Origin of the sequence: Kosakonia sp. SMBL-WEM22 (assembly GCF_014490785.1) — a bacterium.
Lineage (GTDB): Bacteria > Pseudomonadota > Gammaproteobacteria > Enterobacterales > Enterobacteriaceae > Kosakonia.
In genome coordinates this window covers 780,529-802,834 of the sequence record NZ_CP051488.1, presented here as the reverse complement: position 1 = coordinate 802,834, position 22,306 = coordinate 780,529, and the positions used below count along the sequence as shown (strand labels likewise).

Sequence of the window (22,306 nt, the reverse complement as noted above, 5' to 3'; positions counted from 1 at the left end):
CGCTTGAGATTACGCTTTTTGCATCATCAGCTGGCGTAACGCCGCAAAATCCGCAGGCAGGGAGTGAGAGCGCAGCGGCAGATCCGCTCGGTCAGCCAGCTCTTTCGGCAGCGGCAGCGTTTCGCCAAGGATCGCTTCCACGCTCTCTTTGAACTTCGCCGGATGCGCAGTGCCGAGGAACAGGCCATACTCACCCGGATGGAGCTGATCGCGCAGAGCGCGATAAGCAATCGCCGCGTGAGGTTCTGAGACGTAGCCCTTCTCCTTCAGCTCAACGATTGTCGCTTTGGTGGTTTCATCATCCACCGCCGCGTAACCCAGCTCATTCAGACGCCAGATTTTACGTCGGAACAGCTCCTCCACGCGCGGCCAGTTGTTCGGCTGGCTGACATCCATCGCATTGGACAGCGTCGCCTGCGTCGCTTTTGGCTGCCACTCGCCCTCTTTCAGAAAACGCGGCACGGTGTCGTTGGCGTTGGTGGCGGCGATAAAGCGCTTCACCGGCAGGCCGAGCGACTTCGCCAGCAGCCCGGCGGTCAAATCGCCGAAGTTGCCGCTTGGCACCGACACCACCAACTGATTGCGCGCCTCTTGCGGCAGCTGCGCCACCGCTTCGAAGTAGTAGCACACCTGCGCCAGCAGGCGGCTGATGTTGATCGAGTTGGCCGAGTTAAGACCCAGCGCGCTCTTCAGCTCTTCATCGTCAAAAGCCTGTTTGACCAGCGCCTGGCAGGCGTCGAAATCGGCATCAATCGCCACCGTTTCGATATTCCCGCCCAGGGTGCAGAAGAGCTTCTCCTGCAGCGGGCTGATTTTGCCCTGCGGGTAGAGGATCACGACGCGAACGTTCTTCATGCCGTAGAAGGCATGGGCCACGGCCGCGCCGGTGTCGCCGGAGGTCGCCGTCAGAATGGTGACCGGTTTATCGCCGCTGATGGCGCTCAGCATCTGCGCCATAAAGCGCCCGCCAAAATCTTTAAATGCCAGCGTTGGCCCGTGGAACAGCTCCAGGCAGCCGATATCGCTCTCGACCGGCTTAACCGGTGCCGGGAAGGCGAAGGCGGCGCGCACGCGGGATTCCAACGCTTCCTGCGGGATCTCATCCCCGATAAAGGCGGAGAGGATCTTCGCGCTGCGGCTGACGAAGTCCTGCTCCAGCATCTCGTCGATTTCCGTCAGGTTAAATTCCGGCAGATCGTGCGGGAAGAAGAGCCCCTGATTTTTGCCAAGCCCTTGTGTAACGGCCTGCGCGAAGCTGACCTGCTCATTGTGATCTTTTAAGTTGTAGAGTTTCATTGGTTATCCCACTACCCTTGCGCCCGCCGTGTCCAGCCGGCAAATATGAACGAAGCCTTCCTGATTTTGCAGATAGTGTTTGCCGAGCCAGTCGGCCACGCGCTGCGCAGTATCCGGTTTGTCGCACAACGCAAACAGCGTTGGACCTGAACCGGAGATGCCGCAAGCCAGCGCGCCGATATCCGCTACCGCCTGACGCGCCTGCTCAAAGCCTGGCAGCAGCTTCATGCGGTAAGGTTCGGCAATCACATCTTTCATCAATTTCGCCGCCAGCGCAGGCTGGCGCGAGTAACAGGCATGAATAAACCCAGCCAGGTGACGCCCGTGAGCAATACACTCCTGACGACGATACTGCGCCGGTAAAATGGCGCGCGCTTCTGCCGTCGAGACTTTAATGCCCGGGTAGGCAAGCACCCATAACCACTCATCAAAGCATGGCACCTGCTGGCTGATAATGCCGCCTTCCTCGATCATCAACTGCATGCCGCCGAGGTAGCAAGGCGCGACGTTGTCGTAATGCACGCTGCCGGAGATGCGCCCTTCCAGCTCGCCCATCAGCGCCAGCATGCGTGTCTCATCAAGCGGTTTACCGCAGAACTCGTTCATCGCTACCAGCGCCGCCACGACCGAACAGGCGCTGGAGCCGAGACCGGAGCCGATCGGCATATTTTTTTCCAGCGTCATCGCCACTGGCACCTGCTTGCCAATCTGCTGGCAAAAGAGCTCCCAGCATTGATAGACGATATTCTCCCGCGCTTCGCCTGGTAATTTACTGGCGAAACGCCCGCTGTTTTGCAGACTAAAGTGGTCGGCAGCTTCCACCGACACCGTGTCGCCTAACAGCGTGCCATCGACCGGCGTTACCGCCGCGCCGAGGACATCAAACCCTACGCTCATATTGGCGCTAGACGCCGGCGCATACACCTTCACCATCTCAGACCCCTAACTTCCACGAAAGCGTACGCAGCAGGTCGGCAAACACGCCCGCCGCCGTAACATCATTACCCGCGCCGTAACCGCGCAGCACCAGCGGCAACGGCTGGTAATAGTGGCTGTAAAACGCCAGCGCGTTCTCGCCGTTTTTCACCTTATACAACGGATCGTTGCCGTCGACTTCGGCGATCTTCACCCGGCAGGTGCCATCCTCTTCAATGTTGCCAACATAACGCAGCACATTGCCGGCGTCACGGGCCTTCGCCACGCGGCTGGCAAACTCATCATCCAGCGACGGCAGACGCGCCATAAAGCTGTCGACCTCGCCGGAATCATCGAAGCTTGCTGGCAGTACCGGCTCGATCACGATATCCGTCAGTTCCAGCTCGCGCCCGGTTTCACGGGCCAGAATCAATAATTTGCGTGCGACGTCCATACCGGAGAGATCGTCACGCGGGTCCGGCTCGGTGTAGCCCATCTCGCGCGCGACTTTTGTCGCTTCCGACAGACTCATCCCTTCGTCGAGCTTACCGAAAATAAAGGAGAGAGAACCGGAGAGAATGCCCGAGAAGCGTTGCAGCTCATCGCCGGCATTAAGCAGGTTTTGCAGGTTTTCAATTACCGGCAGGCCTGCGCCAACGTTGGTGTCATAGAGGAATTTGCGGCGCGATTTCTCTGCGGCGCGGCGCAGCTGATGGTAGTAATCCATCGACGAGGTGTTCGCTTTTTTGTTCGGCGTAACGACGTGGAAACCTTCGCGCAGGAAGTCGGCATACTGATCGGCGACTGCCTGGTTGGAGGTGCAATCGACGATCACCGGGTTCAGCAGATGGTACTCCTTCACCAGGCGAATCAGTCGGCCGAGGTTGAACGGCTCCTTCGCTTCCGCGAGCTCTGCCTGCCAGTTATCCAGGTTCAGGCCATGCACATTGGTCAGCAGCGCTCTCGAGTTAGCAACGCCGCAGACGCGCAGATCGATATGCTTACTCTTCAGCCACGTTTGCTGGCGCTTCAGCTGTTCCAGTAGTGCGCCGCCGACGCCGCCAACACCGATAACAAAGACTTCAATCACCTGATCGGTGTTGAACAACATCTGATGAGTGACGCGCACGCCGGTCGTTGCATCGTCATTGCTGACCACAACGGAGATCGAGCGCTCAGAAGAGCCCTGGGCAATCGCCACGATATTGATATTGGCGCGCGCCAGAGCGGCAAAGAATTTCGCCGAGATGCCGCGTAAGGTGCGCATGCCGTCGCCAACAACGGAGATGATCGCCAGACGCTCCATCACGGCGAGCGGCTCCAGCAGACCCTCTTTCAGTTCAAGATAGAACTCTTCATTCATCGCACGCTGCGCACGGGCGCAGTCGGACTGCGGCACACAGAAGCTGATGCTGTACTCGGATGAGGATTGGGTGATCAGCACGACGGAAATGCCGTTGCGCGACATGGTGGCGAAGACGCGGGCGGCCATGCCGACCATCCCTTTCATCCCCGGGCCGGAAACGCTGAACATCGCCATATTGTTGAGATTGGAGATCCCCTTAACCGGCAATGCGTCATCATCCGAAGTAGCGCCAATCAGCGTACCCGGTGCTTGCGGGTTGCCGGTATTTTTAATCAGGCAGGGGATCTGAAATTGGGCGATGGGGGTAATGGTGCGGGGGTGAAGAACTTTAGCGCCGAAGTAGGAGAGCTCCATGGCTTCCTGATAGGACATTGACTTCAGCAGCCTGGCGTCCGGCACCTGGCGCGGGTCACAGGTATATACGCCGTCGACATCAGTCCAGATTTCACAACAGTCAGCGCGTAAACATGCAGCCAGCACGGCGGCAGAGTAATCGGAGCCGTTACGCCCGAGCACTACCAGTTCGCCCTTCTCATTGCCCGCGGTGAAACCGGCCATCAGCACCATATGATCCTGCGGAATGCGGCTGGCTTCGATACGACGTGTGGATTCAGCGATATCGACCGTTGATTCGAGATAGTGCCCGACAGCGAGTAATTTTTCGACCGGATCGATAACCGTCACTTTGTGACCACGTGCTTCCAGCAGCCCGGCCATAATCGCGATAGAGAGTTTTTCACCCCGGCAGATGAGCGCAGCATTGATGCTGTCCGGACACTGACCCAGCAGACTGATGCCGTGCAGGACATGTTTGATCTGCGCAAATTCAGCATCAACCACGGTTTTAAGTTGTGCGAGCAGAAAACCAGGCTGCGCATCTGAAAGCCCCTGCAGCAGCTCGGAGAAAATACGCTCTGCATCGCTAATGTTGGGAATCGCATCCTGTCCGGAGATGGTCTTTTCAATCATCGCGACAAGATGGTTAGTAATTTTGGCGGGTGCAGAGAGTACGGTTGCGACTTGTCCCTGCCTGGCATTACTTTCCAGAATATCGGCAACACGCAGAAAACGCTCCGCATTTGCCACTGATGTACCGCCGAACTTCAACACTCTCATGCTTTACCCCTTGATTTTTGCTCGAAAAAAAAGCCCGCACTGTTCAGGTGCGGGCTTTTTTCAGTATTTCCTGTACGCGTCAGCCCGCACCGTTACCTGTGGTAATGGTGATGGTTGTAATAGTGGTAATCGTGCAGATGCGTGCCATGGATGTTGTGCTCTGTATTATTATCTGTCTGTGCTGTATGCCTATATTGGTTAAAGTATCTGCCTGCTTAAGTCAATTTATTTTTTATTTATGCAGAATTTATTCAATTCCCGTCTGCGCTAAAAGCGAAGCCGTTTACAGCCCGATCAGGGCGATGAGCAATCGATATCGCAGCATCTTCAGCTATAAAATAATCTTATTACAGCGCGTTACTCGATAAGCTTTTTTTCGATGTCGTGCAGCAAACGGTGCAACATCGCAGTGTCGCGCTGTTCGAGCAAGCCAAGCCGCTGATCCAGCCAGTCGACCATTTTCATATCGTCAACCACGCCTAATTTTTTGAGTAAATTATGTGCCCGCAAACGTAATGCACTTAGCTGATTATTATCAACCTGAGAAATGGTTTGCGGTGCATTTTGCACTAAGGCAGATAATTGATAGCAAAACACCATCACAGCCTGGCCGAGATTAAGCGAAGGGTAATCTGCCGCCATCGGTACGCCCGTTAAAATATCCGCCAGCGCCAGCTCTTCATTTGTCAGCCCGGAATCTTCACGCCCAAATACCAGCGCCGCACCGCTAAGCCAGGCGCTTTTTTCCTCTAATAACGGCACAAGTTGCTCTGGCGTGGCGTAATAGTGAAATTTCGCCCGACTACGCGCAGTGGTGGCAATGGTGAATGGAATATCGGCCAGCGCATCGGCGAGGGTCGCATAATGTTTCGCATTATCCAGAATGTCGACCGAGCCGTGCGCGACGCGCCGTGCAGCTTCTTGCAAATGAGCTTCGCTGTCGACAATACGTAGGTCAGTAAAGCCCATTGTTTTCATGGCGCGCGCTGCGGCGCCGACGTTTTCCGCTCGTGCGGGTGAGACAAGAACAATTGCCAGTTGCATCGAAACCTTCTTTTTTCATGTCCGCTGAAGAAATGTGACACCAATCAACATATTACGCGGAGCGAATTTACAATTACATAACACTAATAGCCGATCAGCCCCGTCTCTACGCTTAAAAAAAGCTAAACTGTTTATCGGCAATATTACCTGTTAAGATGTTAACAGAACGGGCATATCCCTCTGTTTATCCTTGGCATTTTAATACAGAAATGTCTGCCTGTGTTGGATTCAGGCTATTTATCAATTAGCGCTCGCAACTACTTGGTTTATTGAAAAATTGTGATAGAAGCTAGCAGCTGGCTATCAGAATTTCGCTAAAGTGTTAACGTGCTACAATTGAACTTGATATATGTCAACGAAGCGTAGTTTTATTGGGTGTCATTTGCGTCTTAGCCTGTTATGTTGCTGTTAAAATGGTTAGGATGACAGCCGTTTTTGACACTGTCGGGTTCAGAGGGAAAGTGCCCACGACCAAGCTAATGATGTTGTTGACGTTGATGGAAAGTGCATCAAGAACGCAATTACGTACTTTAGTCATGTTATGCCGTCATGTTAATTTTCGACATGCACCAGGCTGGTCAGGGACTTTTGTACTTCCTGTTTCGATTTAGTTGGCAATTTAGGTAGCAAACATGCAGATCCCGCACATTCTTATTGTTGAAGACGAGTTGGTAACACGCAACACGTTGAAAAGCATTTTCGAAGCAGAAGGCTACGATGTCTTTGAAGCGACTGATGGCGCTGAAATGCATCAGATCCTTTCTGAACACGATGTAAACCTGGTGATTATGGATATCAACCTGCCGGGTAAAAACGGTCTTTTATTGGCGCGTGAGCTGCGTGAGCAGGCGAACGTCGCGCTGATGTTTTTGACCGGTCGCGACAACGAGGTCGATAAGATCCTCGGTCTTGAAATTGGCGCTGACGATTACATCACCAAACCCTTTAACCCGCGTGAATTGACTATCCGCGCGCGCAACCTGCTGTCCCGTACCATGAATCTCGGTACCATCAGCGAAGAGCGCCGCAGCGTTGATAGCTACAAATTCAATGGCTGGGAGCTGGATATCAACAGTCGTTCGCTGATTAGCCCGAACGGCGAGCAGTACAAGCTGCCGCGCAGTGAGTTCCGCGCGATGCTGCACTTCTGCGAAAACCCGGGTAAGATTCAGTCGCGTGCTGAGCTGCTGAAAAAAATGACCGGGCGTGAGTTGAAACCGCACGATCGTACCGTGGATGTCACCATCCGCCGTATCCGTAAGCACTTTGAATCAACGCCGGATACGCCAGAAATTATCGCCACCATTCATGGCGAAGGTTACCGCTTCTGCGGCGATCTGCAGGAATAAACGAACGCAAACGAAAAAGCGGCGCAGTGCGCCGCTTTTTTTATTTCCAGATCCTTAACTCATCTTCCGTCGCAGGCTCTGCTGCGATCCGTTTTATCCCTGCCGCCGAGAGCGCATACCAGTCAAATTTACGCGTCAGGAACATCACCGCCGTCAGCGCCACAAACAGCACGCCGGTTCCCAGCAAGAGCGCATTGTCCTCAGAGTTGAGAAGCCCCCACATCACCGCATCAAGCAGCAGTAGCGCAGCGGTAAAGCCGAGACTGGCACGCCAGCTTTTCATCACCCCCTGCAGATAGAAGCCATTCAACAGCGCACCGAGCAGGCTGGCGATAATCCACGCGACGGTAAATCCAGTATGTTCAGAGAGCGCCAGTAATACCAGGTAAAACATCACCAGCGACAAACCAACCAGCAGATATTGCATCGGGTGCATCTGCCGCGCGGTGAGGCTTTCAAAAACAAAGAAGGCGAGGAACGTGAGCACGATCAACAAGATGGCGTACTTTATTGCTCTGTCGGTCAGCTGATACTGATCGGCCTGGGTAACGATGTTGACGCTAAACGCGGGCAGTTCCCAGTTGTTCTTACTGGAGAGCACCGCCGTATCGCGCACTTTGCTGTCCAGATTGTTGGCAAACCAGCTGCTCTGCCAGTGTGCCTGAAATCCACTCTCGCTCACTTCACGCTTCTCCGGCAGGAAGTCGCCCATAAACCCCGGGTGTGGCCAGTCGCCCTTCAGCGCCATCTCGCTATTGCGGCCAAGCGGCACCACGGAAAACTCACCGGTTCCACTCAGGTTAAACGACATCGCCAATTTCAGCGGTTTTTGTAGCTTCTCCATCGCCAACGGCATATGCACGCCCTGCAGATCGCTCATCAATCCTGTCCCCGGCTCGACACGCATCGCTTCGCCGTTCACGCTTGTGCTACGCACCAGGCCAATGCCGCGTGAATCACTCACCGCCAGCACGATAAACGGCTCGCCAAGCGTCACATTTTCACTCGGTTTAATATCCAGCCGCTTTGGGTCGAACTCGGCGTTAATGTCGATATTGTTGTGCCAGAGCTGCCCGTCATAGATACCGATTTTGCGCGTTTCAACCTGCTGATTGCCGTTAACCATCAGCGATTCCGGCAACCATAAGCGGATGAAACTCTGCTTACGGCGTATCTCTTTTGGCGGTTCGTTTTCGCCGCTGCTCTCCAGCGACACGGTGGTTTCCGTCACCGGAATGGCGATCAGCGGGCCAATCAATTTTTGCTGGCCGGCGCTGCTCTGGCGCAGCGTATCGGTCACTTCATGTCGATAATCAGCGCGCTCGTCTATCAGGCTGCTAAGCATTGTCAGCGGGATAAGTAATACACACAGGCAACTTGCCAGCGTAACCATTTTCCAGAACAGGGGGGATTTCAACATAGCCTTCTCCTTAGTGATGCGCGCAGCATAACGAGGCTATGTGAGAAGCATTTGAAGTTATGTGAAGTGAGGGTGAAGTGTCAGACGGGCTTCGCAGCCCCCTTCCGTACGGTTGGAAACGGCGATAGCGCCGTGATGCAAGCGCGCGACTTCCTGGACAAATGCCAGCCCTAATCCGCTACTCTTCTGCCCGTTTCCACGCGGCAAGGAGTAGAAGCGCTCAAAGATGCGCGGCAGCGCGTAATCAGGAATACCGGTACCGCTGTCGCTCACCGTAATCACCACCTTGTCGGCTTCCTCTGCAGCGCGCAACACAATATTGCCCCCGGCGGGCGTAAAGTCGATGGCATTATCCAGCAGGTTACCTACAGCCTGTGCCAGCAGATCGTTATCACCGGCGACCACCGCGTCGCTGGCTTCACAGACAATGTTCAACGCCTTTGCCGTTGCCACCGCACTTCGCTCTTCCTGCAATTGCTGAAACAGCGCAGCCATCGCTACAGGCGCAAAGGCGATCTCCAGACGGTTCTCCAGCTTCGCCTGGTGCAGCAGCTTCTCAACCAGCCGCTGCATACGGCTGTTTTGCGTAAGAATGTTTTCTGTGAAGCGAGTCGCGACGGGCTGAGGAGGATGTTCACGCAGGATCTCCGCCGCGCCGCGGATCGCCGCCAGCGGGCTTTTCAGTTCATGAGTCAGGGCATAGACATAGTGTTCAATGTAGTTTTTCCCCTCCAGCTTGACGCGCATGCTCTCCAGCGCCTGCGCCAGTTTGCGCAGCTCGCTGCTGCCCAGCTCAGGCAGTGGCACCGGGCGATCTTCAGTTACCGAATCGGCATAGCGGGCGAGCTTGCCGATCGAGCGGTTAATCCACCAGACCATCGCGCCGCCAATCAGCAGCGCAATCCCGAGCAGCGCACCGCCGGCCCACAATATGCGTCGCTCGCTGCGTTTTATCACTGGCTCCATTGCGCTATTGGGTTTACCGACGCTGACCACGCCGATGATTCGCCCCGCATCTGTCACCGGCGCGGCAACATACATCACCGTACTTTGCGGATCGCCCGCCACCAAGGGTGAACTACGCGCGCCATACTTCCCGCGCAGCGTCAACCAGACATCGTTCCAGCGCGAGTAGTCCTCGCCCAGCGCCTTGCCCGTTGAATCAAATATCACGCGCCCGCTCGCGTCCGTCATATAGACATGGTACTCGTTGCGGACTTTATGAATGCCGTTGATATGGGCGTTGATCGGGTGCTGGTGGAGAGTGGAAAAGGCCTGCGCCAGCCGCCCATCCTGCGCATGCCCGTTGCGCAGATCTTCGCGGGCAAACTCAGCCAGCAATGTTGCGGTATCAATCAGTGTGCCTTCGGTCGCACGCCGCACGCCGGGTTTGATCTCCTGCACAAAGATAAACAACACAAACCAGGCGGCCACCGCCACGATCAGAAAGTAGCCCAGCAGCAGGCGCATGCCGATACGCATCAGCGCAGCCCCAGGCTATAACCCATGCCGCGATGGGTATTAATCGGCGTCAAGTCAGGATTGATTGCGCGCAGCTTGGCGCGCAGCGTTTTGATATGGGTGTCAACGGTACGATCGAAGCTCTCTTGCCCATCGCACCAAATCTGGTCCATCAACTGTTGGCGCGAGAAGATCCTGCCCGGCGCCTGCAATAGAGTTTTCATTAACAGAAATTCATACCGCGTCAGATTCAGCATTTCGCCGCACCAGAGGATCACTGCCGCCGTTTCATCCAGCTCAAACTCGCCGACACGCATCCGATCGCTGTGCAACGACGCTTTCTGCATCCTGCGCAGCACCGTGCGTACGCGGGCGCACACTTCGCGCGGCGAGAAGGGTTTGGCGATATAGTCATCCGCGCCCATCTCCAGCCCCAGCAACTTGTCCACCTCCTCGCTGCGCGCGGTCAGAAACAGCACCGGCAGCGCGGGTGCGCGCGCCAGCAGACGTCGACACAGCTCAAAGCCGCTGATATCCGGCAAGCCGACATCAAGGATGACCAATTCGGGCAACCGCTGCGCCGCCGCATCCAGTACCGGTAAACCCCGCTCAAAGGCGGTGACGGCAAACCCATCCTGTTGCAGCATATAGATTAAGGTTTCAGCGATACTGGCTTCATCTTCCACCAGCCAAATCAGCGGTTGCGGCATAGACACGTCTCTTATTTACCCCACGGCATGATCGGCACCGCGCTGATGGCGTTCTTCGGCGATCCTTCGACCACTTTATCGGAATAGGCTAAATAGGCCAGCGCGTTACGTTTGGCATCGTAGAAACGAACAACCTGTAACTTTTTGAAAACTAATGAAGTGCGCTTCTGGAAAACGACGTCTCCCTGCGCTTTGCCATTCTTGATCTTATCGCTCAACTCAACCGGCCCTACCTGCTGGCAGGAGATCGCCGCATCGGAGGTATCCTCCGCTAACCCTAACCCGCCTTTGATGCCGCCCGTTTTTGCCCGGCTGATATAACAGGTGACATTCTTCACATCGGGATCGTCGAACGCTTCAACGACGATTTTGTGATCCGGCCCGAAAATCTTGAACACCGTATCCACCGATCCAATCTGCTCCGCCTGTGCACAAGAGAGTGAGGTCAACAGGAGAGCAGGTATAACAAACTTTGTATATTTCATATTGTTACCATTTTTGAATATTACGTTACGCAACTATTCAGTTTTCATATGAGAAACTGTTTGCAGATCACCTATTTACAAAATTTATGATTAAAATCAGTCACAATGCGTGGGCAAGCACAAAAAAAACACTGCATGCTAAACCCCTTAAAACCCGCTATTATCCCTCCCCTGATATCAAGCGTTCACCGCTGCTGTGCTATGGAAGAGGATATTGTATGGATCAGGCTGGCATCATCCGCGACTTACTTGCCTGGCTGGAAGGCCATCTCGATCAGCCGCTGTCGTTAGATAATGTGGCGGCAAAAGCGGGCTATTCCAAGTGGCATTTGCAAAGGATGTTCAAGGATGTCACAGGCCACGCTATCGGTGCCTACATCCGCGCACGCCGTTTGTCGAAATCCGCCGTTGCGCTGCGCCTTACCGCCCGCCCCATTCTCGATATCGCGCTACAGTATCGCTTCGATTCCCAACAAACCTTCACACGCGCATTTAAAAAACAGTTTGCCGTCACGCCGGCGCTCTATCGCCGTTCACCAGACTGGAACTCATTTGGCATCAGGCCGCCGCTGCGTCTGGGCGAGTTCGCCTTACCAACGCACAGCTTTGTCACGCTGCCGCCAATGAAGCTCATCGGCACTACGCAAAGCTACACCTGCGCGCTGGAAGAGATCTCCGATTTTCGTAACCAGATGCGTATCCAGTTCTGGCGCGACTTTTTAAGCAATGCGCCAACCATTCCGGATGAGCTGTACGGCCTGCACGAGCCGCGACCAAGCCAGGAAAAAGATGACGAGCAGGAAGTCTTCTACACCACCGCGCTGACGCCTGAGCAGGCGAACGGTTATCTGAATAACGCTCAGCCGGTCATGCTGGAAGGAGGAGAGTATGTTGCCTTCTCTTATGATGGCGCGCCGGAAGGGTTACAGGAGTTTATCCTGACCGTCTACGGTACCTGCATGCCGATGCTGCAGCTGACGCGCCGTAAAGGTCAGGATATCGAACACTTCTACCCGCAGCGCAACGCGACTAACGATCGTGAACCGCCGACGCATATCCGCTGCGAGTATCTGATCCCTATCCGTCGTTAACGCTGCATCTCATCCAGCGCAGGGGCGTCCAGATGCGAGACGTCGCCTGCCGTTTCCACCACCCAACCTGATGCCAGCCATGGGCTCTGCTGGTAGTCGATGCGGGAGATAGAGCAGTTGCGCAGGCGCAAACGGCGCTCGGCGTAGGCCGGCAGACCAAGAATTGTGCTCACCAGACACCCCAGCGCCATACCGTGGCTCACCAGTAGCGGGCGGCTGCCCTGTGGCAGCTCCAGACAGGTCGCCAGCGCGGCGTGCATACGCTCGCTCAGCTCCTGCATCGACTCGCCTTCAGGAATGCGGCCATCTGCGGTGCCGTTAACTAACTGACGACGCCAGCCCTCTTCCTCTTCGGTTAACGAGTCAAGGGGGCGCCGCTCCAGCACGCCCATATTGAGCTCGCGCAGGCGCGGTTCCAGCGTCACGTCGCAGCCGCAAATGTCAGCAATAATCTCCGCCGTGCGGCGCGTGCGCCCCAGGTCGCTGGTGATAATGTGGGTGATGCCCAGTGCTTTCGCGCGTTCCGCCACCTGTCGGGCTTGTGTTTCGCCTTTGTCGGTTAACGGACTGTCGGACTGGCCTTGAATACGACGCTCGGCGTTCCAATGGGTTTCACCGTGGCGAACAAGGTATACCTGTAACATGTATTGTTATCCATTATACTGCGATGAATTTATTTCTCTGAGGAAGGCTCAAGTCCGCACGGGAAAAGCAGTTTCCTCTCGGACATGCCTTAGATGATTATGCACCAAGTTGTCTGCGCTACCACCAATCCCGCCAAAATTCGGGCGATTCTGCACGCTTTTAACCAGATTTTCGGCGAAGGATGCTGTCATATTGCCGCTATTTCCGTCGAGAGCGGCGTGCCGGAACAACCCTTCGGCAGTGAAGAAACGCGAGCTGGCGCACGAAACCGCGTACGAAATGCGCGTGCCGCGCAGCCAAACGCCGATTTTTGGGTCGCCATTGAAGCGGGTATTGATGAAGGGAGCACCTTCAGCTGGGTGGTGATTGAAAGTGACGAGTTAACCGGCGAATCCCGATCGGCAACGCTGCCGCTGCCGGACGTAATTCTGCGCGATGTGAACGCTGACGAGGCACTGGGGCCGGTAATGTCACGCTACACCGGCATTGATGAGATAGGCCGCAAAGAGGGAGCCATCGGCGTCTTTACCGCCGGGGCGCTGACCCGCGAAAGCGTCTATCACCAGGCGGTTATCTTAGCGCTCAGCCCGTTCCATAACGCCGTTTATCGCTGAGCGTTAAGTAACGTTTTTTCCAGCCACAGACGTAAATCCGTCGGCGCGGCTTTCAAACTGTTTGAGCCGCGCGTGATGGTCGCAATGCCCGCGCCAAGCTCGTTTTTCAGCTCGCGCTGGCTCATCTCGCCGCGCAGCAGCTCTTCGATAATACGCACGCGCGTGCCCAGCGCTTCACGCTCATCCGGCGTAAGCATCAGGTTAAACAATGGGATATGCAGTTCGTTGTCGTACGCCTGCCTGAGCAGATCAACAAAGCGTTGCCACTCCTGCTCGCGCTGTTCGGCCATCGCCGCTGAATAGGGGGATTGCTGAGTCATAGTCTTTCGCCGTGTAAGGGATGTTTATGCTGCGTACTCATATACGAGTACGCAGCATAGCATAAACCACACTAATCAGTAACGGCGCTGCCATTCAGCGTCACTAAGGATGGTCGCTTTCTCCTCCTGTAAGAAGTAGCGGTAGTAGGCATCATAGGCCAGCACGTTTTTCACATAGCCGCGCGTTTCCGAGAAGGGAATGCTCTCAATAAACGCCACCGCATCGAGCTTCCCGCCGCTGTTATTCAGCCAGCTACGCACTCTGCCCGGCCCGGCGTTATAGGCCGCCGAGGCAAAAATACGGTTATTGCCAAACTGCTGATAGACATACTGCAGATAGCTGGTGCCAATCTTGATGTTGGTTTCCGGATCGAAGAGCTGGCTGGAATTACTGTAGCCCGGGATCGAGAACATCTTCACCGTATGCGTGGCGGTGGCGGGCATGATCTGCATGAGCCCGCTGGCACCGACTGGCGAGCGCGCCGTCGGGTTCCAGGCACTCTCCTGGCGGGAGATCGCCATGGCATAGCTCGGCGAGATCGCCTTATCGCCGGTATAGCGCGCGTAGAGATCGCGATACGCCAGCGGGAAGCGCTCCTCTAATTGATCCCACAGCTTGCCGCTGATCGTCGCCTGCACGCTCAGATCCCACCACTGCTGCTCAAAAGCGTAGCGCGCCAGCTGCGCCTGCTGTTGCTGGCTGCGGCTGGAGACCAGATTCGCCCACTCGCCACGCGCGGTATTATCCATTTTCCAGTACATTAGCTCGCGCACACGCGCCATCTCTGTGCTCTGTAACAGGGTCGGATCGACGTTGCCATCAGCCTTATCTATCTTCAACTGATACGCTTCGCCGAGACGCTGTGCGGCGGCCATCGGGTAGAAGCCGCGCTGCTGCATTAGCGCATGCAGGATCTCTTTAGCGTCGTTTTCACGCCCGCGCTCCAGCAGCAGATCTGCCTGCCAGTAGCGCCACTCATCTTTCTCTTTCGCCTCCATTGGCAGGCGCGAAAGCCAGGTATTGAGCCCGCGGCGGTCGCCATTACTGAGCGCCATACGAACACGCCGCTCCAGCAGTGAAACGGATTGCGAACGCATAATCGTATCGTCGCGCCAGCGCGCCTGCTCGCTGGTGACATCATTGCCCATCAGCCGCCACGCCACCGTCTCGCGCAGCTGCTGCGTCTGCTCTTCGTTGAGTTTTTGCGCCTGCGCCAGCGATGGGATCATCAGCCGGGCATTTTCCACATCCTGCCGCGCCACGCTCTCAAACGCTTCTGCCGCCATCTGGCGTGTAAAGTCCGTCGCCCCGGTAGTGGTCGCGAAGCTCATCACCGTCATTGGATCGTTAGCGAGCGTCACAATCGCCGACGAGATGGTCTGGTAATCGGGCGGCATCTGGCTGGCCAGCAACGTGACCAGCCGCGTATTACCCGCTTTCATCGCCAGGCGGATACGTTCCAGATAAGCGAGCGGATCCTGTTTACCCGACGCGCGCCACGCACCAAACAGCTGGTCGCAGGCGTTCGGCTGGCTTTTACCGCTGAGCCAGAGATCTTTCGCGCCTGCCCAGGCTTCATCTGCCTGGCCGCTATTCCATTTGGCGAAGTAGTAGTTGCACTGCGCCTCGGTGGTCGCCGGTTTATCCGGGCTAAACGACAGCAAACCCTGCCAGTCCTGACGCCGGGCCAGCTCGTTCACAAAGCGGTTTTTCAGCGTACGGGCGGCGGGCAGCGTCGGATACTGCTGCACAAACTGGGTGACAGTGGGCGCCGGTTCGCTCGCCAAATTGTCGGTGATCTGCCGATATTGCAGGTAGGGGTAAAGGGGATAGGTTTGCAGCGTCGGCATTAGCTGCTGCACAACGTCCATCTGGTTATTGTCCCAGGCGCTTTTGATTTGCGCGTACCGCTCGCGTTGTTCATCCAGTGAGTCCGCCCGCGCCGCATTGCTGAAGGACAGCAAACACACGCAGGCCGCCGCTAACCGCCAGGCGGCATGTTTAGCTCTCTGCACAGCTCTTTCCTCTTTATCTGTCACATTTTTACAGCATCATGCCGCATACAGGGGTTAATGCTAACCGGGCATCCCTTAACGCGCCACGTTACGCACACTTTTTTACCTTTCTGGCGTGATTTAACAGTGTGAACGCAGCTGGCTGGGATTAGCGCGCGAAAACGGCTACACTCCGCTGTTAAATGCACTACTCATAACAAAGAGGCGAAGTCCACCGTGGCTCAATTCGTATATACCATGCACCGTGTCGGCAAAGTTGTTCCGCCGAAACGTCATATTCTGAAAAATATCTCCCTCAGTTTCTTCCCTGGCGCAAAGATCGGCGTACTCGGCCTTAACGGTGCCGGTAAATCGACGCTGCTGCGCATCATGGCCGGTATTGATACCGACATCGAAGGGGAAGCGCGCGCGCAACCGGGCATTAAAATCGGTTACCTGCCGCAGGAGCCGCAGCTCAATCCTGAGCAGACGGTTCGTGAATCGGTTGAAGAAGCCCTTTCTGAAGTGGTTAACGCGCTGAAACGTCTGGATGAAGTTTACGCACTCTACGCTGAGCCAGAGGCAGATTTCGATAAGCTCGCCGCTGAGCAGGGCAAGCTGGAAGAGATTATTCAGGCGCACGACGGTCACAACCTGAACGTGCAGCTTGAGCGCGCCGCCGATGCGCTGCGTCTGCCGGACTGGGATGCGAAAATCGCCAATCTCTCCGGGGGTGAACGCCGCCGCGTCGCGCTGTGCCGTCTGCTGCTGGAAAAGCCGGACATGCTGCTGCTCGACGAACCAACCAACCACCTGGACGCCGAATCCGTTGCCTGGCTGGAACGCTTCCTGCACGACTTCGAAGGCACCGTGGTGGCGATTACCCACGACCGTTACTTCCTCGATAACGTTGCGGGCTGGATCCTCGAGCTTGACCGCGGTGAAGGGATTCCGTGGGAAGGCAACTACTCCTCCTGGCTGGAGCAGAAAGATCAACGCCTGGCGCAGGAAGCTTCTCAGGAAGCGGCTCGCCGTAAATCCATTGAGAAAGAGCTGGAGTGGGTTCGCCAGGGCGCGAAAGGCCGTCAGTCGAAGGGCAAAGCCCGTCTGGCTCGCTTTGAAGAACTTAACAGCACCGAGTACCAGAAACGTAACGAAACCAACGAACTCTTTATTCCACCAGGCGCGCGTCTGGGCGATAAAGTGGTCGAGGTCAGCAACCTGTGCAAAGCCTATGGCGACCGCCAGCTGATCGATAACCTCTCCTTCTCCGTACCGAAAGGCGCCATCGTTGGCATTATCGGCCCGAACGGTGCTGGTAAATCGACGCTGTTCCGCATGATGTCCGGTCAGGAGCAGCCTGATGCCGGTACCATCACCCTCGGTGAAACGGTGAAACTGGCCTCTGTTGACCAGTTCCGTGACGCGATGGATAACAACAAAACCGTCTGGGAAGAAGTCTCCGGCGGGCTGGATATCATGCGTATCGGCAACACCGAGATGCCAAGCCGTGCCTATGTTGGCCGCTTTAACTTTAAAGGCACCGACCAGGGCAAACGCGTTGGCGAACTCTCCGGCGGTGAGCGCGGTCGTCTGCACCTGGCGAAGCTGCTGCAGGTTGGCGGCAACATGCTGCTGCTCGATGAACCGACCAACGACCTGGATATCGAAACCCTGCGCGCGCTGGAAAACGCCCTGCTGGAGTTCCCGGGCTGCGCGATGGTTATCTCGCACGACCGTTGGTTCCTTGACCGTATCGCCACCCACATTCTGGATTACCAGGATGAGGGCAAAGTCGAGTTCTTCGAAGGAAACTTCACCGAATACGAAGAGTACAAGAAACGCACGCTGGGCGCCGAAGCGCTGGAGCCGAAGCGTATCAAGTACAAACGTATTACCAAGTAATAAACAGAGCGAATGGGGAAACCCATTCGCTCCCTTTTTCCACAAACCCTCAGCAAATTCCTCTTCTTTCCCGCGCTAAAAAAGTATTTTTGTTTTTCTGTTATTCACACCGAATAAGTTAACTCGTTATATTCGCCATAAAAATAAAATAAAAACAAAGCACATCAGGCAGCGCTAACCCACAGCAGAAATAACTGCACAATTAATATCGACAGACTATCTGTTTTAGCTTTCGCTAAAAAAGCCGCATCTTGAATAACGCTACAGCCAGTCGCTACCATTTTGCTTCCTCGCAACAGGCAGTAAAGGAAGCCCTCTCATGCACATCATTACAGACGATAGCTTCCTGGCGTGCGGGCTACGGGCGCTGTTAGATCAGGGGCTACTTAATCTTGCCGAAGAGGATGCGATCGTCGATTTTGATAATCACTTTCTGATTATGACCACACTGCCAACGTTAAAAACGATTATGTCTGGCGACCACTCTTTCGAGCAATTTTTATTACAGCCCTTTTTTAAAATCGAAAAGCGCATCGCTATAAAAGCGCTACCGATTCAGTTGAAATATCGCCCCTGGCGTCAGCGTAAATATACGCCGCCGTCACTGCTCCTCACGCGCAAAGAGCGGGCCATACTGACGTATGTGATGAATAGCGAGTATCAAAACGGGATTTTTGATTATGGCGAGCTGGACAGCAAAACCCTGAGCACCCACAAATATAATCTGCTGCGCAAAGTGAACCTGCGCTCGATTGCCGCGCTGGCGCAGGTGCATATGCGCTGGAAAACGCTCTCTCATTTACGCGGTTTCTGGCCGGAGAGCGCATGCAGCAAGCCGGCCAGAGCGCGCGCCCTACGCGCCCATCAGCCGTTTTACCAGGCCAACGCACTGCAGGAAACGTGAGTCGTAATCAGCCTCTTCCACGCGAACGTAGTCGATATTATTCGCTTCCAGCATCGAGACCAGCAGGTTCTGAAACTCACGGCGATCGACAGAGCTGCCAAGGCTGCGCAGGCCATCGTTGATCCACGGCGTGTTGTTTTCAAGCAGGATCACCAGATCAAAGCGATACTCATCGATCAACGCCTGCACAAAGGGGTGCTCGCGCCCCTCATACTTTTTACAGAAGGCCTGGGTGGTGACAAAGTCGGTATCAATAAAGGCGACTTTATTAGCGTACTTCACCGCGAAATCGATGTATTGCGCATGGCCGAGAGCAATTTTGTCGTAGTCGGAATATTGCAGCGCAATCTCATCCCCGCCGAGATGGGAGAAGACGTAATCGCGGCCAAACTCCCAGGCGCTGGTGGTGTTGAAGATATTGGCAAGCTTGTTCACCAGCGTCGATTTGCCGCTCGACTCGCCGCCAAGAATCGCCACCGTGCGCACAAAGAAGGGTTTTACTTCCGTCGGAATGTACTCCCAGTAGCGGAACGGGTTTTCACGAATTTGTGAGCCGCTGATGTTCATAAAGGTGCGCTCGGGATCGACCAGCACCGCTTCCGTGCCGAGATGCTGCAAATATTGCGGCGCATCGGCGGCTTCAGAGGTGTAGATCCAGTTCGGCGTAATGCCCTTTTCCGCCATAAAGGCTTTGATGCCGTTGCTCCAGACGTCCCAACCGTGAGGATAGGGCTCCATCCCCTCTTCATTAAACGCATGGATGCGGATATTTTTCTGGTACTTAAAGGTTTGCAGCAGCCAGCGCAGGCGGTCGCTCACCGTCGGCTGCTGCGACATTGCGCTCTCTTCAAACAGCGCGCGATCGCGGGTTTCATCATACCCGAGGATGATATGCAGCTCGTCAACCTGGCTGCAGGCGCGCTGGATCAGGTAGATATGGCCGGTGTGCAGCGGGTAAAACTTACCGAACACCACGCCAATATTCTTCTCACGGCGTGGAAAATCCAGGCCGAGGAAACGGTGCAGCGCCTCCAGCTTTTGCGCGCTGGGGCTTTTGATTTTGGCATTCAGCAGCTGGCTTAAGTAGCCTTTGGTCATGCCGCTGGCATCCGCGACCTGCTGCAGCGTGCAGCCCTTCTGGCGAATGGCGGTTTTTAAGTAGTCGAATGACGACATCGTTGCCTCCTGCAAAAGTGATAAGCCAATTATAAGTCGTCAAAGACGCTTAGCGCATCGGCGAGCTTCTTCACGCCAAAGATCTGCATACCTTCCGGCACCTTTTTCGGCACGTTTGCCGCCGGAACAATCGCCCGGCGAAAACCGTGTTTCGCCGCTTCTGAGATACGCTCCTGGCCGCTCGGTACCGGGCGGATCTCACCGGCCAGACCGACCTCACCGAAAACTACCAAATCCTGCGGCAGCGGGCGATCGCGCAGGCTGGAGACCATCGCCAGCAGCAGCGCTAAGTCGGCGCTGGTTTCCGTCACTTTCACCCCGCCGACCACATTGACAAACACATCCTGGTCCGCCATCTGCAAACCGCCGTGGCGGTGCAGCACCGCCAGTAAAATGGCCAGACGGTTCTGCTCAAGCCCTACCGCCACGCGGCGCGGGTTCGACATCATCGAGTGATCGACCAGCGCCTGGATCTCCACCAGCAGCGGGCGCGTCCCTTCCCAGACCACCATCACCGAACTGCCAGAGGTCACTTCATCCCCACGGCTAAGGAAGATGGCAGACGGGTTGCTCACTTCGCGCAGCCCCTGCTCGGTCATGGCGAAAACGCCAAGCTCATTCACCGCGCCGAAGCGGTTTTTATGGCTGCGCAGCGTGCGGAAGCGGGAGTCGGCATCGCCATCGAGCAGCACCGAACAGTCGATACAGTGTTCAAGTACTTTCGGCCCCGCCAGCGAGCCATCTTTCGTCACGTGGCCAACCATCACAATCGCCACGTCACGGGTTTTGGCAAAACGGGTGAGATACGCCGCGGTTTCGCGCACCTGCGCGACACTGCCGGGCGAGGACTGGATATCCGCCATGTGCATCACCTGAATGGAGTCGATCACCATCAGGCGCGGCTTCTCCTCTTCGGCGATCATACAGATCTGCTCGATGCTGGTCTCCGAGAGCATATTGAGGTTAGCGGTCGGCAGCCCTAAACGGTGGGCGCGCATTGCGACCTGCTGTAATGACTCTTCACCGGTGACATAGAGCGTTTTCATCTGCTCGGAAAGCTTGCAGAGCGTCTGTAACAGCAGCGTCGATTTCCCGGCACCTGGATTACCACCAATCAGAATGGCGCTGCCGGGCACCACGCCGCCGCCGAGGACGCGGTCAAACTCTTTAAAACCGGTGGAGAAGCGCGGCAACGCTTCGAGGCTAATGTCGGAGAGCTTTTGCACCTTCGACACGCCCGCGCTGCCCGCATAGCCGGAGAGGCGCTCGTTGCGCGCAACGGTTGGCGAAGCGGCCACGCGCACTTCGGTAATGGTGTTCCAGGCGTGGCAGGCGCTACATTGCCCCTGCCAGCGCGGATAATCAGCGCCGCACTCATTACAGACAAACGCACGTTTTGGAGCTTTCGCCACATTCACCTCTACTTCTTATTAATACTGCCGGAAAGGATACAAAAGACGCCCATCAGGTCGGCGTGGCGAATAGTCACTTCCGCCTTCTCATTCACAGTCGGTTTGGCGTGAAACGCGATGCCAAGCCCGGCGGATTTGATCATCGGAAGATCGTTCGCGCCATCGCCAATCGCCACGGTCTGATCCGCAGCGATCTCATACTCTTCAGCCAGCAGCTTCAGCGTTTTCGCTTTGTACTGCGCGTCGACGATATCGCCCAGCACCTGGCCGGTAAATTTCCCGTCAACAATCTCCAGCTGATTTGAGACCGCCGCGGTCAAATGTAGCTTGTCGCGCAGGTAGTCAGCAAAAAAGGTAAACCCGCCCGAGGCAATCGCCACTTTCCAGCCGAGGGTTTCCAGTTTTAACACCAGCTGCACCAGACCCGGCATCAGCGGCAGATTGTCGCGCACCTGATGCAGGATAGCAGCATCCGCCCCTTTTAAGGTCGCCACACGGCTGCGCAGGCTGGCGGTGAAATCGAGCTCACCGCGCATTGCGCGCTCGGTCACTTCAGCAACAAGTTCACCGGTACCGGCCAGTTTGGCGATCTCATCGATGCACTCAATCTGGATGGCGGTGGAGTCCATATCCATCACCAGCAGCCCTGGCGAGCGCAGGTGCGGGATTTTACCGAGCGGCGCGACATCCATGCCCTCATCGTGCGCCAGGCGCGTTGCGCGCGGCGTTAGCGAGCCTGCCAGGCGAATCACCTGATACTCATCCACGCTCCAGGCGGCAACAATCACCATTGCGGCACCCAGCTTGCGCTGATAGGTGGTCAGACGCTGCTTATCAAGGCTCCGGCTATAGAGCAACCAGCCGCTGCGACCAGCGTGATAATCGAGAGGCATCACCTCATCACCACTAAGAGAGAGCGGCAATCCCGGCCACTGAGAAACATCATCGGGCAGGTCGCACCAGGTCAGACTGTTAGGCATTAAAGCTCCTGTAAAAACGTTCGCGCCAGAAAGCACCGGAGGGGAAAATAACGCAAGAGGCTACCTTGTATTCAACGCTTCTGGCAACATTAAGCATCAAAT

The 22,306-nt window shown here is 55.8% G+C and carries 21 protein-coding genes and 1 other annotated feature; of the genes, 5 read left to right on the top strand and 16 right to left on the bottom strand.

What is annotated here, in order from left to right:
* Positions 1-9: 9 nt before the first annotated feature.
* The 6 genes from thrC to yjjY form a co-directional block, all read right to left on the bottom strand.
* Positions 10-1,296 carry a threonine synthase gene (gene thrC / locus HF650_RS03890; RefSeq protein WP_187801259.1) on the bottom strand — a complete coding sequence of 429 codons (1,287 nt, stop codon included), beginning with the start codon at positions 1,294-1,296 and terminating at the stop codon, positions 10-12.
* A gap of 3 nt (positions 1,297-1,299) precedes the next feature.
* Positions 1,300-2,229, bottom strand: a complete 930-nt coding sequence (gene thrB / locus HF650_RS03885; RefSeq protein ID WP_187801258.1) for a homoserine kinase — start codon at positions 2,227-2,229, stop codon at positions 1,300-1,302.
* A 1-nt stretch (position 2,230) separates the two neighbouring features.
* On the bottom strand, positions 2,231-4,693 hold the full coding sequence (thrA, locus tag HF650_RS03880) for a bifunctional aspartate kinase/homoserine dehydrogenase I (protein WP_187801257.1): 2,463 nt from the start codon (positions 4,691-4,693) through the stop codon (positions 2,231-2,233).
* 23 nt (positions 4,694-4,716) lie between these two features.
* Positions 4,717-4,834: a sequence feature (Thr leader region), on the bottom strand.
* Positions 4,773-4,841: a thr operon leader peptide gene (gene thrL, locus HF650_RS03875; protein ID WP_124971581.1), complete on the bottom strand. Its 69-nt coding sequence runs from the start codon at positions 4,839-4,841 to the stop codon at positions 4,773-4,775. It overlaps the preceding feature by 62 nt.
* Before the next feature lie 209 nt (positions 4,842-5,050).
* The gene (locus tag HF650_RS03870; RefSeq protein WP_187801256.1) at positions 5,051-5,737 is read right to left on the bottom strand and encodes a tRNA/rRNA methyltransferase; all 687 of its coding nucleotides are present in this window, start codon (positions 5,735-5,737) and stop codon (positions 5,051-5,053) included.
* A 397-nt stretch (positions 5,738-6,134) separates the two neighbouring features.
* Positions 6,135-6,275 carry a protein YjjY gene (yjjY, locus tag HF650_RS03865; RefSeq protein ID WP_086870418.1) on the bottom strand — a complete coding sequence of 47 codons (141 nt, stop codon included), beginning with the start codon at positions 6,273-6,275 and terminating at the stop codon, positions 6,135-6,137.
* 94 nt (positions 6,276-6,369) lie between these two features.
* Here yjjY and arcA point away from each other — a divergent pair, with 94 nt between their 5' ends.
* The gene (arcA, locus tag HF650_RS03860) at positions 6,370-7,086 is read left to right on the top strand and encodes a two-component system response regulator ArcA (protein WP_023480336.1); all 717 of its coding nucleotides are present in this window, start codon (positions 6,370-6,372) and stop codon (positions 7,084-7,086) included.
* A 40-nt stretch (positions 7,087-7,126) separates the two neighbouring features.
* Here arcA and creD read toward each other — a convergent pair whose 3' ends face one another.
* Genes creD through creA form a run of 4 tightly spaced genes read right to left on the bottom strand, consistent with a single transcriptional unit; the run spans position 7,127 to position 11,162 of the window.
* The gene (creD, locus tag HF650_RS03855; protein WP_187801255.1) at positions 7,127-8,506 is read right to left on the bottom strand and encodes a cell envelope integrity protein CreD; all 1,380 of its coding nucleotides are present in this window, start codon (positions 8,504-8,506) and stop codon (positions 7,127-7,129) included.
* 57 nt (positions 8,507-8,563) lie between these two features.
* Positions 8,564-9,988 (bottom strand): two-component system sensor histidine kinase CreC, encoded by a 1,425-nt coding sequence (gene creC, locus HF650_RS03850; protein WP_187801254.1) that lies wholly within the window; start codon positions 9,986-9,988, stop codon positions 8,564-8,566.
* Entirely contained in the window at positions 9,988-10,677 is a 690-nt protein-coding gene (gene creB, locus HF650_RS03845) for a two-component system response regulator CreB (protein ID WP_187801253.1), read from the bottom strand. Before creB ends, creC begins: the two co-directional genes overlap by 1 nt.
* 11 nt (positions 10,678-10,688) lie before the next feature.
* Positions 10,689-11,162, bottom strand: a complete 474-nt coding sequence (creA, locus tag HF650_RS03840) for a protein CreA (protein WP_187801252.1) — start codon at positions 11,160-11,162, stop codon at positions 10,689-10,691.
* Positions 11,163-11,380: 218 nt separating this feature from the next.
* Here creA and robA point away from each other — a divergent pair, with 218 nt between their 5' ends.
* Positions 11,381-12,253 carry an MDR efflux pump AcrAB transcriptional activator RobA gene (robA, locus tag HF650_RS03835; protein WP_187801251.1) on the top strand — a complete coding sequence of 291 codons (873 nt, stop codon included), beginning with the start codon at positions 11,381-11,383 and terminating at the stop codon, positions 12,251-12,253.
* Here the strand turns inward: robA and gpmB are convergent.
* Positions 12,250-12,897, bottom strand: coding sequence for a 2,3-diphosphoglycerate-dependent phosphoglycerate mutase GpmB (gene gpmB / locus HF650_RS03830; protein WP_187801250.1), 648 nt, complete (start codon positions 12,895-12,897; stop codon positions 12,250-12,252). The genes robA and gpmB overlap by 4 nt on opposite strands.
* A gap of 99 nt (positions 12,898-12,996) precedes the next feature.
* On the opposite strand from gpmB, the gene yjjX reads away from it, so the two are divergent.
* Positions 12,997-13,512, top strand: coding sequence for an inosine/xanthosine triphosphatase (yjjX, locus tag HF650_RS03825; RefSeq protein ID WP_187802598.1), 516 nt, complete (start codon positions 12,997-12,999; stop codon positions 13,510-13,512).
* Here the strand turns inward: yjjX and trpR are convergent.
* Both trpR and sltY read right to left on the bottom strand, forming a co-directional pair.
* Positions 13,503-13,832, bottom strand: coding sequence for a trp operon repressor (gene trpR / locus HF650_RS03820; RefSeq protein ID WP_187801249.1), 330 nt, complete (start codon positions 13,830-13,832; stop codon positions 13,503-13,505). The genes yjjX and trpR overlap by 10 nt on opposite strands.
* Before the next feature lie 75 nt (positions 13,833-13,907).
* The gene (gene sltY, locus HF650_RS03815) at positions 13,908-15,848 is read right to left on the bottom strand and encodes a murein transglycosylase (RefSeq protein ID WP_187801248.1); all 1,941 of its coding nucleotides are present in this window, start codon (positions 15,846-15,848) and stop codon (positions 13,908-13,910) included.
* A 216-nt stretch (positions 15,849-16,064) separates the two neighbouring features.
* Between sltY and ettA the strand changes: the two genes are divergently transcribed.
* A complete protein-coding gene (gene ettA, locus HF650_RS03810) occupies positions 16,065-17,732 on the top strand; it encodes an energy-dependent translational throttle protein EttA (protein WP_124969935.1) in 1,668 nt (555 codons plus the stop codon).
* A gap of 319 nt (positions 17,733-18,051) precedes the next feature.
* On the top strand, positions 18,052-18,636 hold the full coding sequence (locus HF650_RS03805; RefSeq protein ID WP_187801247.1) for a LuxR C-terminal-related transcriptional regulator: 585 nt from the start codon (positions 18,052-18,054) through the stop codon (positions 18,634-18,636).
* Here HF650_RS03805 and nadR read toward each other — a convergent pair.
* Genes nadR through serB form a run of 3 tightly spaced genes read right to left on the bottom strand, consistent with a single transcriptional unit; the run spans position 18,586 to position 22,204 of the window.
* On the bottom strand, positions 18,586-19,812 hold the full coding sequence (gene nadR, locus HF650_RS03800; protein WP_187801246.1) for a multifunctional transcriptional regulator/nicotinamide-nucleotide adenylyltransferase/ribosylnicotinamide kinase NadR: 1,227 nt from the start codon (positions 19,810-19,812) through the stop codon (positions 18,586-18,588). The two genes, HF650_RS03805 and nadR, sit on opposite strands and share 51 nt — an antisense overlap.
* A 29-nt stretch (positions 19,813-19,841) precedes the next feature.
* On the bottom strand, positions 19,842-21,224 hold the full coding sequence (radA, locus tag HF650_RS03795) for a DNA repair protein RadA (protein ID WP_187801245.1): 1,383 nt from the start codon (positions 21,222-21,224) through the stop codon (positions 19,842-19,844).
* Positions 21,225-21,232: 8 nt separating this feature from the next.
* Positions 21,233-22,204, bottom strand: coding sequence for a phosphoserine phosphatase (gene serB / locus HF650_RS03790; protein ID WP_187801244.1), 972 nt, complete (start codon positions 22,202-22,204; stop codon positions 21,233-21,235).
* Positions 22,205-22,306: the final 102 nt, after the last annotated feature.

Excerpts from the sequence above, each read along its gene's own strand:
- gpmB (WP_187801250.1), bottom strand. The coding sequence starts at position 12,897 with ATGTTACAGGTATACCTTGTTCGCCACGGTGAAACCCATTGGAACGCC.
- thrC (WP_187801259.1), bottom strand. The coding sequence starts at position 1,296 with ATGAAACTCTACAACTTAAAAGATCACAATGAGCAGGTCAGCTTCGCG.
- creB (WP_187801253.1), bottom strand. The coding sequence starts at position 10,677 with ATGCCGCAACCGCTGATTTGGCTGGTGGAAGATGAAGCCAGTATCGCT.
- creD (WP_187801255.1), bottom strand. The coding sequence starts at position 8,506 with ATGTTGAAATCCCCCCTGTTCTGGAAAATGGTTACGCTGGCAAGTTGC.
- trpR (WP_187801249.1), bottom strand. The coding sequence starts at position 13,832 with ATGACTCAGCAATCCCCCTATTCAGCGGCGATGGCCGAACAGCGCGAG.
- yjjX (WP_187802598.1), top strand. The coding sequence starts at position 12,997 with ATGCACCAAGTTGTCTGCGCTACCACCAATCCCGCCAAAATTCGGGCG.
- HF650_RS03870 (WP_187801256.1), bottom strand. The coding sequence starts at position 5,737 with ATGCAACTGGCAATTGTTCTTGTCTCACCCGCACGAGCGGAAAACGTC.
- arcA (WP_023480336.1), top strand. The coding sequence starts at position 6,370 with ATGCAGATCCCGCACATTCTTATTGTTGAAGACGAGTTGGTAACACGC.
- nadR (WP_187801246.1), bottom strand. The coding sequence starts at position 19,812 with ATGTCGTCATTCGACTACTTAAAAACCGCCATTCGCCAGAAGGGCTGC.
- creC (WP_187801254.1), bottom strand. The coding sequence starts at position 9,988 with ATGCGTATCGGCATGCGCCTGCTGCTGGGCTACTTTCTGATCGTGGCG.
- thrB (WP_187801258.1), bottom strand. The coding sequence starts at position 2,229 with ATGGTGAAGGTGTATGCGCCGGCGTCTAGCGCCAATATGAGCGTAGGG.
- HF650_RS03805 (WP_187801247.1), top strand. The coding sequence starts at position 18,052 with ATGCACATCATTACAGACGATAGCTTCCTGGCGTGCGGGCTACGGGCG.
- robA (WP_187801251.1), top strand. The coding sequence starts at position 11,381 with ATGGATCAGGCTGGCATCATCCGCGACTTACTTGCCTGGCTGGAAGGC.
- thrA (WP_187801257.1), bottom strand. The coding sequence starts at position 4,693 with ATGAGAGTGTTGAAGTTCGGCGGTACATCAGTGGCAAATGCGGAGCGT.
- creA (WP_187801252.1), bottom strand. The coding sequence starts at position 11,162 with ATGAAATATACAAAGTTTGTTATACCTGCTCTCCTGTTGACCTCACTC.
- serB (WP_187801244.1), bottom strand. The coding sequence starts at position 22,204 with ATGCCTAACAGTCTGACCTGGTGCGACCTGCCCGATGATGTTTCTCAG.
- yjjY (WP_086870418.1), bottom strand. The coding sequence starts at position 6,275 with ATGACTAAAGTACGTAATTGCGTTCTTGATGCACTTTCCATCAACGTC.